The sequence below is a fragment of the Leisingera sp. F5 genome (assembly GCF_001593695.1).
Genome location: NZ_LUKH01000194.1, coordinates 1 through 3,999 on the forward strand (window position 1 = coordinate 1; position 3,999 = coordinate 3,999).

Annotated in this window: 5 protein-coding genes; 2 read left to right on the top strand and 3 right to left on the bottom strand. The window is 61.5% G+C overall.

Translation table 11 applies throughout. The features are described from left to right. The coding region (gene trpB / locus A2I95_RS27130) for a tryptophan synthase subunit beta (protein ID WP_291734904.1) at window positions 1–1,039 on the top strand (1,039 nt) is incomplete at its 5' end. 56 nt (window positions 1,040–1,095) lie between these two features. Here the strand turns inward: trpB and A2I95_RS27135 are convergent. The 3 genes from A2I95_RS27135 to ychF form a co-directional block, all read right to left on the bottom strand. After that, window positions 1,096–1,416, bottom strand: coding sequence for an antibiotic biosynthesis monooxygenase (locus A2I95_RS27135; RefSeq protein WP_027257798.1), 321 nt, complete (start codon window positions 1,414–1,416; stop codon window positions 1,096–1,098). Between the two features lie 116 nt (window positions 1,417–1,532). Next, a complete protein-coding gene (locus A2I95_RS27140; RefSeq protein WP_027257799.1) occupies window positions 1,533–1,910 on the bottom strand; it encodes a DUF2237 domain-containing protein in 378 nt (125 codons plus the stop codon). 173 nt (window positions 1,911–2,083) lie between these two features. After that, complete coding sequence (gene ychF, locus A2I95_RS27145; RefSeq protein ID WP_027257800.1) at window positions 2,084–3,181, bottom strand: redox-regulated ATPase YchF; 1,098 nt, start codon at window positions 3,179–3,181, stop codon at window positions 2,084–2,086. 206 nt (window positions 3,182–3,387) lie between these two features. On the opposite strand from ychF, the gene A2I95_RS27150 reads away from it, so the two are divergent. Further along, window positions 3,388–3,885 carry an acyloxyacyl hydrolase gene (locus tag A2I95_RS27150; protein WP_259987220.1) on the top strand — a complete coding sequence of 166 codons (498 nt, stop codon included), beginning with the start codon at window positions 3,388–3,390 and terminating at the stop codon, window positions 3,883–3,885. Window positions 3,886–3,999 lie beyond the last annotated feature (114 nt).

Sequence of the window (3,999 nt, forward strand, 5' to 3'; positions counted from 1 at the left end):
GCTCAGCACCGAACTGGGCGGCGCCAAGATCTATATGAAGCGCGACGAGCTGAACCACACCGGCGCGCATAAAGTGAACAATGTGCTGGGCCAGATCCTGCTGGCACGCCGTATGGGCAAGACCCGCATCATCGCTGAAACCGGCGCGGGCCAGCACGGCGTGGCTACCGCCACCGTCTGCGCCAAGTTCGGCCTAAAATGCATCGTCTACATGGGCGCCCATGATGTGAAGCGCCAGGCCCCGAACGTGTTCCGCATGCGCCTGTTGGGTGCTGAAGTCATCCCGGTCACCTCGGGCCGCGGCACCCTCAAGGATGCGATGAACGACGCCCTGCGCGATTGGGTGACCAATGTGCGCGACACCTTCTATTGCATCGGCACCGCGGCCGGCCCGCATCCATACCCGGCGATGGTGCGCGACTTCCAGTCGATCATCGGCAAGGAAGTCCGCTGGCAGCTGGCGGAGCAGGAAGGCGAAGGCCGCCTGCCGGACACGGTGATTGCCGCGATCGGCGGCGGCTCCAACGCCATCGGTCTGTTCCACCCGTTCCTGGATGACCCCACGGTGAAAATCGTCGGGGTCGAGGCCGGCGGCAAGGGGGTGGACGACCGGATCCAGCACTGCGCGTCACTGACCGGCGGCCGCCCGGGCGTGCTGCACGGCAACCGCACCTATCTGCTGCAGAATGAGGACGGCCAGATTCAGGAAGGCTATTCGATTTCCGCGGGCCTCGATTACCCGGGCATCGGCCCTGAACATTCCTGGCTGCATGAAACCGGGCGCGCCGAATATGTCTCGATCACCGACAAGGAGGCGCTGGAAGCCTTCCAGGTCAGCTGCCGCACCGAAGGCATCATTCCGGCGCTGGAGCCCAGCCACGCGCTGGCCCATGTGATGAAGATCGCGCCCAAGCTGCCATCGGACCACATCATCGTGATGAACATGTGCGGCCGCGGCGACAAGGACGTGTTCACCGTTGCCAAGCATCTGGGGTTCGATATGTCCGACACCGAAGAAGGCCGCAGCTTCGAGGAGTAACGGGCACATCCCGGAAACGCAAAAGGCGCCCCGCGGGGCGCCTTTTTCATTTTGGCTCAGGCCTCGAGCAGGATGGTCTCGAACCCTTCGAACTGCGGATGCCCCAGGATCGGGCTTTCGCCTTCGCGTTTGCCCGCATCGCGGTGCGCAGCGCGGAACTGTTCGGATTTGGTCCAGGCTTCGAAATCCGCGCGGCTGTCCCAGATCACGTGGCTGGAATAGAGGCGGTGATCTTCACCCTCCGGGCCTTTCAGCAGGCGGAATTCACGAAACCCCTTTAGCTCTTTCAGGCGGCTTTCCCGCTGTTTCCAGATGGTCTCAAAATCGGCTTCGCGGCCCGGACGGATCTTGAAGCGGTTCATGGCGATATAGCTCATGCAGGAGCCTCCTTGTCGGCGTGGTGAAATGCAGGGAGGCTGGCGCAGGCGAGGGTCCGGCAGGCTGGCTTGACGATGCAATAACGGTACATCCCGCAGCAGGTCAATGCGGCAGATCAGGCCGGGTCGGCGGCATAGCTCTGCAGGACACTCAATGGCACGATCTCCAGCGCACGCTGATGCGTGGCCTCCAGATGCACCTTGGGGGCGCAGCCTTCGTCTGCGGCCTGCAGAAAACGGGCAGCACACAGGCACCAGCGGTCGCCGGGCTGCAGGCCGGTGAAGCCGAACTCGGGCCGCGGGGTGGACAGATCGTTGCCGACATATTTGCTGAACGCCAGAAACTCGGCTGTGGTTATCACGCAGACGGTGTGGCTGCCGTGATCGTCAGCACAGGTGTTGCAATGCCCATCGCGGAAAAAGCCGGTGACCGGCGCGTTGGAGCAGGGAGCAAGCGGGCCGCCCAGTACATTGATACTGTCGTCTTTTTCCATGAGGGATTGTCCTGAATGCCTTCTGGTTCAATGGTAGCACGGTTGCGCCGCCGGTCCCGGACTTTCGGGGGTGAAGTGTCTCTTACTGCACTGTGTTGCCCCAGCAGTCCAGAAAAGGCAAACCGCCCGCCAGACAGGCTGGCGGGCGGTTAATATCAGACTGAAAACCCGGCTTAGGTGTTGAACAGGAAGTGCAGCACGTCGCCGTCTTTCACGACATAGCTTTTGCCTTCGGCGCGCATCTTGCCGGCTTCTTTGGCGCCTTGCTCGCCATTGCAGGCGATGAATTCATCATAGGCGATGGTCTCGGCGCGGATGAAACCCTTCTCAAAGTCACCGTGGATCACGCCGGCCGCCTGCGGCGCTGCGGTGCCGGTGCGGATGGTCCAGGCGCGGGCTTCTTTCGGGCCGACGGTGAAATATGTCTCCAGGTGCAGCAGTTCATAGCCGGCACGGATCAGCCGGTCCAAACCGGCTTCCTCCAGCCCCATTTCCTCGAGGAACATCTGGGCTTCGTCCGCTTCCAGCTGGCTGATCTCTTCCTCGATTTGGGCCGAGATGATCACATGGGAATTGCCCTGGGCCGCGGCCATTTCCGCAACCTTGGCGGAATGCGCATTGCCTTCAACCGATTCCGATTCGCCGACGTTGCAGACGTACAGCACCGGCTTTGTGGTCAGAAGCTGCAGCACCTTCCAGGCCTTGGCATCTTCGGCGTCCACCTCGACCAGGCGGGCAGGCTTGCCGTCTTCCAGCATCGCCTGGGCAGCTGCCAGCAGGCGGTCCTGCTGCTGGGCTTCTTTGTCGTTGCCCTTCAGCTTGCGCACCAGGTTGGCGCGGCGCTTTTCGATGCTTTCAAGGTCTGACAGCATCAGCTCGGTCTCGATCACCTCGGCATCGGCCACCGGATCAACGCGGCCATCCACATGGGTCACGTCGCCATCTTCAAAGCAGCGCAGCACGTGGGCGATGGCGTCGGTTTCGCGGATGTTGGCCAGGAACTGGTTGCCCAGGCCCTCGCCCTGCGACGCGCCTTTGACCAGGCCCGCGATGTCGACAAATGTCATCCGGGTCGGGATGATCTGCTTGGAGCCGGCAATCGCCGCCAGTTTGTCCAGCCGCGCGTCCGGTACGCCCACTTCCCCCACATTGGGTTCGATGGTGCAGAACGGAAAATTGGCCGCCTGCGCCGAGGCGGTTTTGGTCAGCGCGTTGAACAGCGTCGATTTACCCACGTTGGGCAGGCCGACGATTCCCATTTTAAAGCCCATGCCGGCCTCCTGATACCACTTGGGAGCTGCTTCTAGGCAGCATTGGGCCTGCACGCAAGGCAAGGATGGCTGGCATATGTGCCACAATCGCTCTCTGTGCGGGGTCGCACAGTGAACCCTCATATTGCTTTTTCGTGAGGTGACTAGGAAAAGCAGCAAATTAAAATATCTTGGTGCAAAGAAAATAATTCTGCGAGGGGCTAGAAATGAAACAGACAGCTATGCTGGCAGCCGCGTTTTGTGCTGCCGCAGCCATGCCTGCCGCCGCCCAGGAAGTGACGCTGGGGCTGGGCTATTCCAATTATTCCCGTGCGGGTTCCGAAGACAGCGCGCTGTTTGCAGCGGAGTATCTGCATGCGCCGTTCCACGAGGGGCGGCTGCTGTCGACCCGGTTCGGCGCGGTGCTGGAAGTGCAGGAAACCGGCGATGTGTTCGCCGGCGTCGGCATCAGCGGTGTGGTTGACCTGAACAACAACTGGTTTATTGAGACCAGCGTGATGCCGGGCGCTTATCACGAAAGCTCGCTGGGTAATGATCTGGGCTCTACCTTTGAAATCCGCAGCCTGCTGGCGGTTGGCAAGCGGTTTCACAATGGCAAGGCGGTGTCGCTGGCGCTTAGCCACAAATCCAACGCCTCGACCGCGGACCAGAACCCGGGCGTGAATTCGCTGACGCTGCGCTGGCACATTCCGCTGAACCGCTGACCAGTGCATTCCCGGGCCTGCGCGCGGCCCGGGATTGATTTCCCGCGCAACATTCGGCACACCATGGCGGAAACCTGAATAAAAGGCCCGCCCATGACCCGCATTGATGCCAAA